This is a genomic window from Aeromonas sp. S11(2024) (assembly GCF_041402345.1).
Lineage (GTDB): Bacteria > Pseudomonadota > Gammaproteobacteria > Enterobacterales > Aeromonadaceae > Aeromonas > Aeromonas veronii.
On the sequence record NZ_JBGLRC010000051.1, the window covers coordinates 1 to 7,041 of the forward strand.

The following is a 7,041-nucleotide window of genomic DNA, read 5'->3' on the forward strand; positions in this document are numbered from 1 at the left end:
TGGGGAAAAAGGGACAACAGGTGTTGAAAGGCTGGGGTATCCATATTGGTAGACCTCAAGGTGATGGCCTACTTCAAGATTAGCCTTTCAACACGTAATTGGGACAGAGCCTTTTTTATGACTGTCAGGCTGATTTTTCTGGCTGGCCGAGCGGGTGTCCAGTCCGACCGGCGACGGGGATCGTCATCCCCGCCCCTTCATCATCCAGCCCGATGCAGACTTAACCGCCAACGGCGATGCGTTTCATGTCCTTCATGTAGCCACGCAGTACCTGACCGATCTTCTCGATCGGGTGGTTACGGGTCGCTTCGTTGACCGCTAGCAGCGCCAAGTTGTCGACGCTCTGCCCTTCCGCCTTGCTGGCACCCAGATCGCCCGCTTTCAGGGTCGGCATGAAGTGCTCGCGCAGCAACGGCACGGCGGCGTTGGCGAACAGGTAGTTACCGTACTCAGCGGTATCGGAGATGACCACGTTCATCTCGTACAGGCGCTTGCGGGCAACGGTGTTGGCGATCAGCGGCAGCTCGTGCAGGGATTCGTAGTAGGCGGACTCCTCGTAGATACCGGAAGCCACCATGGTCTCGAACGCCAGCTCGACACCCGCCTTGACCATGGCCACCATCACCACACCATTGTCGAAGTACTCCTGCTCGGCAATCTTGCCAGCGAACGCCGGGGCGTTTTCGAAGGCGGATTTACCGGTCTCTTCACGCCAGGTGAACAGTTTGACGTCATCTTCGGCCCAGTCGGCCATCATACCGCGGGAGAACTCACCGGCGATGATGTCGTCCATGTGCTTCTCGAACAGCGGGCGCATCAGGGTCTTGAGCTGCTCGGAGAGCTCGAAGGCGCGCAACTTGGCCGGGTTGGACAGGCGGTCCATCATCAGGCTGATGCCACCCTGTTTCAGGGCTTCGGTGATGGTCTCCCAGCCGAACTGGATCAGCTTGCCGGCGTAGGCCGGGTCTGTGCCTTCGGCAACAAGCTTGTCGTAGCAGAGCAGGGAACCGGCCTGCAGCATGCCGCAGAGGATGGTCTGCTCGCCCATCAGGTCGGATTTCACTTCCGCCACGAAGGAGGATTCCAGCACCCCGGCACGGTCGCCGCCGGTGGCAGAGGCCCACGCCTTGGCGATGGCCATGCCTTCGCCCTTGGGATCGTTCTCCGGGTGAACGGCGATCAGGGTCGGTACACCAAAGCCACGCTTGTACTCTTCACGCACTTCGGTACCCGGGCACTTGGGCGCCACCATCACGACTGTGATGTCGGAGCGGATCTGCTGCCCCTCTTCCACCACGTTGAAGCCGTGGGAGTAGCCCAGCGCGGCGCCCTGCTTCATCAGCGGCATCACGGTTTTCACCACGTCAGAGTGCTGCTTGTCCGGAGTCAGGTTCAGCACCAGATCGGCGGTCGGGATCAGCTCTTCATAGGTACCGACCGCAAAGCCGTTGTCGGTGGCTTTCTGCCAAGAAGCACGCTTCTCGGTGATGGCGGCCTTGCGCAGGGCGTAGGAGATATCCAGCCCGGAGTCGCGCATGTTCAGACCCTGGTTCAGACCCTGGGCACCACAGCCCACAATCACCACCTTTTTGCCCTTCAGCACGTTGCAGCCGTCCGCGAACTCTTCGCGCTGCATGAAACGACACTTGCCCAGCTGGGCCAACTGCTGACGCAGGTTCAAGGTGTTGAAATAGTTAGCCATGGTGATTGCTCCGTTCGATTGATTCCATGCCGGATAGCGGCGTTGTCTGAACCACTATAGCGCGGGACACTTATTGCCTGAACTGATATATTCGAAATAGTACGTTGCAATAACTGAAACGATCACCCTTCATAATTGCCTGCTGAATGTACCGCGAGATGGCAGAAGCAAGCCGCCAACCGCTGGATATCGGGCACACAAGCCGCGCCAGGAGCTGAAAGATGGACCTTCGCAATCTCGAGCTGTTTCTCCACCTCGCCGACTCCCTCCACTTCGGCAAGAGTGCCGATGCCATGGCGGTCAGCCCTTCCACCCTGAGTCGCGCCATCCAGCGACTGGAGCAGGAGACCGGCTGCATCCTGTTCGAGCGGGACAACCGCTCGGTACGGCTCACCCCCGCCGGCGAGAAGCTGCGCGAATTCGGCGGCGGCCTGTTGCAGGAGTGGCGTCAGCTCAAGCAGGAGCTCAAACGCAGCGATGAACCACTGCAAGGTCGTCTGCGGGTCTTCTGTTCGGTCACCGCCAGTTACTTTCTGTTGCCCGAGGTACTGGAGCGCTTTCGCCGCCGCTACCCCCAGCTGGAGATCAAGCTGGAGACCGGCGACCCGGCGCTGGCGGTGGACAAGATCCTGGCCGACGAAGCCGATCTCGCCATCGCCGCTCGCCCCGATGCCCTGCCCGCCAAGCTGGAGTTCGCCAGCCTGCAGCTGGTGCCGCTGGTCTTTATCGCACCGCGCAACGCCCCGCAACTGAACCAGTGGTTCCGTCAAGGCGAGCCGGATTGGGAGCAGCTGCCAGTCATCCTCTCCGAGCAGGGGCTGGCCCGCAAACGCAGCGATCAGTGGTTTCGCAACAAGGGGATCGCCCCCAACATCTATGCCGAAGTGGCGGGTAACGAGGGGATCGTCGCCATGGTGGCGCTCGGCTGTGGCGTGGGACTGGTGCCGGCGGCGGTGATCGACCACAGCCCGCTCGGCGACAAGGTGCGGATCATCGACCTCAAGCCCGCCTTCAAGCCATTTGATGTGGGGATCGGGGTGCTCAAGAAGCGGCTGGAGGAACCGCTGATCCGCGCCTTCTGGGATACCGCGCAGAATCAGGGTTCACTGCGCTGACACCGGATTATAGATAAGGGCCGGATCGGCCATCATGATGCGGCTGGGCTGCGGCAAGTCGGGGTTGTGCAGCTCGAGGCGCACCCGCTCATCCAGTTTCAGCCGCCGAATAGTGCTGCCGAATCCCTCTTCAAAAACCCGGTCAAAAGCACCAGACTGCCGCGCCCGCAGCAGGCCGAGCTCGATGCGCTGCGCCAGCTCCGGATATTTTGGCGAAACGAAAAACAGCAGCGCCAGCGGATAGCGAAACACCAGACGGGGCTCGATGGCGAGATCGGGATGCTGCCTGAGCTCATCCTCGACCTCGATGACCGAGCGCAGGAAGCAGTCAAAGCGCTTCTTGCGCAGCATGTTGAAGAGCACCTCATAAAGATTGCCCACCGTTACCTTGAGGCCGTTGGCCCGCAGCAACTGGGTGTCTGGCCAGGATCTGTGCTGACCGATGGAGAACCCGGCGCGATGCCAGTCTGCCAACGACTCGATCGCGGCAAAATGCCCCTCATCCCCCTGCCGAACCAGACACACCCGCCAGCCGAGCAGCCCCTTGGCCAGCGGAATGTGAATTGCCAGCAACTCCCGCTCTCGCTCACCATCGGGGGCAAAGACACCGATCTGAACCAGCTCGCCGCTACGCAGCTCCTTCACCGCCCGCCCCTGCTCCATCTGCGGGCTGGATACCAGCTGATAGGGGCCATATTCGGGCACGGTGAGATCGAGGGAGAGGCGCAACAACTGGACGACGGCGGGGTTGGGATGATCCAGCAGCAGATTCCAGGCGCGGATAGGCTGCTCGGCTGCCGATACGCCAAGCGTCCACAGTGCCATGCACCACCACCAAACTCTGATCATCCTGTGCACCATCCGTGCCTCGTGCTCCTCGCCATACTATAACGCCAGCCAGCGTCTCAACGGCGCCCTCTCTGAAAGATGTGTGAGCGCTCTCGTGTCAAATCTCGTGTCAAAAGTGACAATAGGCAAACCCGGCAGGTCATCGCAGACTGGGCGTTCATCAACAAACGCCAAGGCGCAGGGAGGAGAGCCATGAAACAGCATCTGGTAGAGATCAAGGGTTCAACCCTGTTTGACGAGTATCTGCAGAGCATGGGCGTACCCAGCACGGCGCTCGATCGGGAGCAGGATATCTATCTGCAGGAACGCCACCTGGGAGCCATTCGCCGGGTGCAAGGCGAACTGCGCTTTTATCTGCGTGCCAATGCCCTGAACAAACGGTGATCAGGATCCGGTCACAGAACCCGCAGCAAAGGCGTATTAGACTGGTATCTTCCCCCTTTTGTCGGGAGTGCCCATGAAAGCAAGCGGTCTGGATCGGCTGTTCAAACCCCACTCAATCGCCGTGATCGGCGCCTCGACCGACCCGCTCAAGGCAGGTCATGTGATCGTGCGCCACCTGCTGGCGGGCCAGTTCAAAGGGCCCATCCTCCCCGTCACCCCGCGCAACAAGTCCATCGCCGGCGTGCTGGCCTATCCCGACATCGCCAGCCTGCCGCTGACCCCGGATCTCGCCATCATCTGCACCAGGCGGGAGCGGGTCTTGCCGTTGCTGGAAGTGCTCGGCCAAAAGGGCGCGGGAGCAGCCATCATACTGGCCGCCGACTTTTCCCCCGAGGAGCGACTGGAGCTGAAACGGGTCTGCCAGCAATATGACATTCGCCTGCTCGGCCCCAACAGCATGGGAATGCTGCTGCCCGGCCAGGGGATCAACGCCAGCTTTTCACCCATTGCTGCCAAGCCGGGGCAGGTCGCCTTTCTCTCGCAATCCGCCGCCGTCAGCACCACCATTCTGGATTGGGCCAAGCAGCATGAACTGGGCTTCTCCGCCTTCATCTCCCTTGGCGATCACTGCGACATCGACTTCGGCCAGCTGCTGGATCAGCTCTCCCGCGACAGCGTCACCCGCGCCATTTTGATCTACATGGACAAGTTGCACGACGCCCGCCACTTTCTCTCGGCAGCGCGGGCAGCCTCGCGCAACAAGCCGATCCTGGTACTGAAAAGCGGGCGCCACGATCCGGCCCACGGTCTCGACAATGTCTATGATGCCGCCATCCGTCGCGCCGGCATGCTGCGGGTACGGGATACCCACGAACTGTTTGCCGCGGTGGAAACCCTCAGCCACTCCATGACCCTCAAGGGGGAGCGGCTCGCCATCATCTCTAACGGCCGCGGGCTGGCCAATATGGCGGTGGATGTGCTGCTGGAGCGGGGCGGCAAGCTGGCTCGCCCGCCGCTCGACATCGGCAGCGATGCGACCATCACCACCTATCAGGAGGCACTGGACAGCGTGTTGCAGGAAGATGGCATCGACGCCATCCTGATCATCCACGCCCCCTCGCTCACGGCACTGAGCGCGCCGCTGGCAAGCCATCTTATCGCCCATCTGAAGCAGCATCCCAGAGCGCGCCGTTTCAATATCCTCACCAACTGGGCGGGCGAATACTCGGCGCAGGAGGGGCGTAAACTCTTTACCGAGGCGGGCTTCCCGACCTACCGCACGCCGGAAAGCGCCATGGCCGCCTTCATGCACATGGTGGAATACCGCCGCAACCAGAAGCAGTTGATGGAAACCCCGGCATCCCTGCATGGCAACCAGCTCAATGGCGAGCTGTGCCAGCAGCTGATCCGCCAAGCTCAGGAGCGCAAACAGCTAAGATTGGATACCCATCTGGTGCACCCGATTTTGCAAGCCGCAGGTCTCTCGACCCTGCCAACCTGGATCGTCACCGACGCCATCGAGGCGACCCTCACCGCCGAGCAGATCGGCTACCCGGTGGCGGTAAAACTGCGCTCGCCCGATATCCTGCACAAGTCTGCCGTACACGGAGTGGTACTCAATCTGCGCACCTCGGCCGAAGTGGCACAAGCTGCAGATGCCATTCTGGACAGGGTCAAACAGCATGATCCGGGCGCCCGTATCGAAGGCTTGCTGGTGCAGCGGATGGCTCGCCGCAGCGGCGGCCTCGAGCTGCGGGTACGGATCCAGCAAGACGCCATCTTTGGCCCCGTCATTCTGCTGGGTGAGTCGGGTGCGGAACCGCAGGAGATGGTTGCAGCGCTACCGCCACTCAATCAGGCGCTGGCCCGTTACCAGATCATCGGCGCCCTCAAGAGCCGCAAGATCCGCGAACAGGCCACGCCGGAGCGACTGGATATCGATGCCCTCGGTCAGGTGCTCTGCCAGCTCTCCGAGCTATTGCTCGCCTTTCCGGAGATTCAGGAGCTGGACCTGCACCCGCTACAAGCGTGTGGTGCCGAAATGGTGGTACTGGATGCCAGCCTCATGCTGGCTGACCCCGCCATCCCGACCAGCAACCGACTGGCGATCCGCCCCTATCCTACCGAATTGGAGGAAGGTGCCTGGCTTAAAGATCAGCGCCATATCCTGTTGCGCCCGATCCGGCCGGAAGATGAACCGGCTCACAAGCAGTTCGTGCTGCAGGTCTCCGATGAAGACAGGTACAAACGCTTCTTTGCCGATGTGGGTGAACTGGGTCATGAAGAGCTGGCTCGCATGACCCAGATCGATTACGACCGGGAGATGGCCTTTGTGGCGGTGGGGCAAGATGGCGAGCTGCAGGATCAAATCCTCGGCGTGGTACGCGCCATTTCGAGCCCGGACCAGAGCGATGCCGAGTTTGCCATTCTGGTGCGATCGGACTTGAAAGGGGTGGGGCTCGGCAAATTGATGATGGAGAAGATCATCCGCTACGCCAAAGAGCAGGGGATTGGCCAGCTATCCGGCATGACCATGCCCAGCAATCGTGGCATGGTCAACCTCGCCAAACGGCTTGGCTTCAAGATCGACGTGCAAATGGAAGAGGGGGTGGTCAATATGGAACTGCCCTGTACTCAGCAAGCAACACAAGCCTGATTTGACCACCTGTAGAGTCATTCAAATGGCCGTGAATGAAACTGATAAGGCTCTGATATAGTCAGAAAATGGTGGAAATAACCGGCTATCTGGCACTCTTACTTGGCAGAGAAAAGCCAGATATTGTTGGTTTAAGGCGCTAAAAATACAAAAGCCCGGTTATGAAACCGGGCTTTGTGTTGGTTCTTGCGTACAAATCTGTGGGACTTATGGGCAAGATCGCACATAGCAAAAAGGCCTTCCCATCAGGGAAGGCCTTCAAATTAGTGGCGGAGCGGACGGGACTCGAACCCGCGACCCCCGGCGTGACAGGCCGGTATTCTAACCGACTGAAC

At 60.5% G+C, this 7,041-nt stretch carries 5 protein-coding genes; 3 read left to right on the forward strand and 2 right to left on the reverse strand.

Annotated features, from left to right (window positions below):
- Positions 1-220: 220 nt before the first annotated feature.
- The gene (gene ilvC, locus ACB040_RS20540; RefSeq protein ID WP_371156303.1) at positions 221-1,702 is read right to left on the reverse strand and encodes a ketol-acid reductoisomerase; all 1,482 of its coding nucleotides are present in this window, start codon (positions 1,700-1,702) and stop codon (positions 221-223) included.
- 221 nt (positions 1,703-1,923) lie between these two features.
- Between ilvC and ilvY the strand changes: the two genes are divergently transcribed.
- Complete coding sequence (gene ilvY, locus ACB040_RS20545) at positions 1,924-2,817, forward strand: HTH-type transcriptional activator IlvY (protein WP_005342097.1); 894 nt, start codon at positions 1,924-1,926, stop codon at positions 2,815-2,817.
- Here ilvY and ACB040_RS20550 read toward each other — a convergent pair.
- The gene (locus tag ACB040_RS20550; RefSeq protein WP_338773265.1) at positions 2,806-3,666 is read right to left on the reverse strand and encodes a hypothetical protein; all 861 of its coding nucleotides are present in this window, start codon (positions 3,664-3,666) and stop codon (positions 2,806-2,808) included. The two genes, ilvY and ACB040_RS20550, sit on opposite strands and share 12 nt — an antisense overlap.
- A gap of 192 nt (positions 3,667-3,858) precedes the next feature.
- Between ACB040_RS20550 and ACB040_RS20555 the strand changes: the two genes are divergently transcribed.
- Together ACB040_RS20555 and ACB040_RS20560 are read left to right on the forward strand one after the other, a co-directional pair.
- A complete protein-coding gene (locus ACB040_RS20555; RefSeq protein WP_005339486.1) occupies positions 3,859-4,050 on the forward strand; it encodes a hypothetical protein in 192 nt (63 codons plus the stop codon).
- A 73-nt stretch (positions 4,051-4,123) separates the two neighbouring features.
- Positions 4,124-6,706, forward strand: a complete 2,583-nt coding sequence (locus ACB040_RS20560; protein WP_338773264.1) for a bifunctional acetate--CoA ligase family protein/GNAT family N-acetyltransferase — start codon at positions 4,124-4,126, stop codon at positions 6,704-6,706.
- Positions 6,707-7,041: the final 335 nt, after the last annotated feature.

Bases quoted from the DNA above. Each gene is read 5' to 3' on its own strand.
- ilvC (WP_371156303.1), bottom strand. From the start codon at position 1,702: ATGGCTAACTATTTCAACACCTTGAACCTGCGTCAGCAGTTGGCCCAG.
- ilvY (WP_005342097.1), top strand. From the start codon at position 1,924: ATGGACCTTCGCAATCTCGAGCTGTTTCTCCACCTCGCCGACTCCCTC.
- ACB040_RS20550 (WP_338773265.1), bottom strand. From the start codon at position 3,666: ATGATCAGAGTTTGGTGGTGGTGCATGGCACTGTGGACGCTTGGCGTA.
- ACB040_RS20555 (WP_005339486.1), top strand. From the start codon at position 3,859: ATGAAACAGCATCTGGTAGAGATCAAGGGTTCAACCCTGTTTGACGAG.
- ACB040_RS20560 (WP_338773264.1), top strand. From the start codon at position 4,124: ATGAAAGCAAGCGGTCTGGATCGGCTGTTCAAACCCCACTCAATCGCC.